Here is a 1,655-nt window from a genome sequence, read left to right on the forward strand (position 1 = left end):
ACTGCGTGACATGATCAAGCGCGAGATCATCGAAGAGGTGATTCCCGCTGAATGGTTGACCGAGAACACCAAGTACCACATCAACCCGACCGGTAACTTCGTCATCGGTGGCCCGGTGGGCGACTGCGGCCTGACGGGGCGCAAGATCATCGTCGATACCTACGGCGGCATGGCGCGCCACGGTGGCGGAGCGTTCTCGGGCAAGGATCCGTCCAAGGTCGACCGCAGTGCTGCCTATGCCGGACGTTACGTGGCCAAGAATATCGTCGCCGCTGGTCTCGCCGAGCGCTGCGAGATTCAGATCTCCTACGCCATCGGCGTGGCCGAGCCGACATCCGTCTCCGTGGATACCTTCGGTACCGGCAAGATTAGCGATGCCAAGATCGTCGAGCTGGTGCGTGAGCACTTCGACCTGCGCCCGAATGCGATTACCAGCATGCTCAACCTGCTGCATCCCATGTATCAATTGACGGCGGCCTACGGTCACTTCGGCCGCGAGCCGTTCGAGCATAGCTATACCTGGACCGATGCCAACGGCGAGCAGCAGACCGAGACCTTCACGGCCTTCCCCTGGGAAAAGGTCGACCGTGCCGATGCCTTGCAGCAGGCGGCTGGCCTGTAATGAGGGGCCGACTGGCAAGATCCACGTATGAGGTTTGATCGACAAGCGACGCTATGACGGCATAGCGGATCCGGGTTCCCGGATCCGCTTTTTTGATCGATTATCGTCGCGATGAATCTGCATCATGGTCGCCTCCATCAAGACTCTCTATCGTTGAATGACGGAGATGAGAGCTCCAGCGACAATTCGCCATGGTTGGCAGCGACAGGGAAGCCTTTGCATGCTGGAAATCGCAGCAGTCTTCATCACGGTCACCGCGCTGTTTGCGTGGTTCAACTACCGCTTCATCAAATTACCGGCGACGATCGGCGTGATGTGCATTTCGCTGTTGGCATCAGTATTGCTGATCACATTGAGTCACTTCGGTTTCGACGCCATTACCGATTGGGCGGAAGCCTGGCTGGGCCAGATAAACTTCAACGCCTTGCTGATGGACGGCATGCTGTCGTGTCTGTTGTTTGCCGGTGCGCTGCACGTCGATGTTCACAAGCTCAAACGCTACCGTTACTCGATCGGCTTTCTCGCCACCATCGGTGTGGTGATCTCGACCGTGGCGATCGGTAGTGCGGCGTGGTGGCTCTTCGCCACTTTTCATGTCGGGGTGCCCTATCTTTACTGTCTGGTCTTCGGAGCACTGATCTCGCCAACGGACCCGATTGCCGTGCTTGGCATCATGCGAAGCGCCGGTGCGCCTGAGGATATGGAGATCAAGATCGTCGGTGAGTCCCTGTTCAATGATGGCGTTGCGGTGGTGGTGTTCACCATGATGCTGGGGGCGGCGACTGCGACCGAAACGCTGACTTTCACACACTCCGCCGTACTGTTTCTGGAGGAGGCCGGCGGCGGGGCATTACTCGGATTGGTCATGGGGTATGTCGCCTACCGGATGATGAAAAGCATCGACCAGTATCAGGTCGAGGTGCTGGTCAGCCTGGCGCTGGTGCTGGGAGGTTATACGCTGGCAACGCATCTGCACGTATCGGGACCGATTTCGATGGTCATCGCCGGTCTGTTCATCGGCAACCATGGCCGT

Annotated in this window: 2 protein-coding genes; both read left to right on the forward strand. The window is 58.4% G+C overall.

Translation table 11 applies throughout. The annotated features are described in order from the left end of the window. Positions 1-622, forward strand: a 622-nt coding sequence (locus tag OP496_RS17630) for a methionine adenosyltransferase domain-containing protein (RefSeq protein ID WP_280565209.1), incomplete at its 5' end; no start/stop codon positions are given. A 220-nt stretch (positions 623-842) separates the two neighbouring features. Beyond that, positions 843-1,655 (forward strand): cation:proton antiporter (locus OP496_RS17635; protein WP_280565210.1); only part of this gene is annotated, 813 nt, incomplete at its 3' end.

Origin of the sequence: Chromohalobacter sp. 48-RD10 (assembly GCF_029889785.1) — a bacterium.
Taxonomy (GTDB): Bacteria; Pseudomonadota; Gammaproteobacteria; order Pseudomonadales; family Halomonadaceae; genus Chromohalobacter.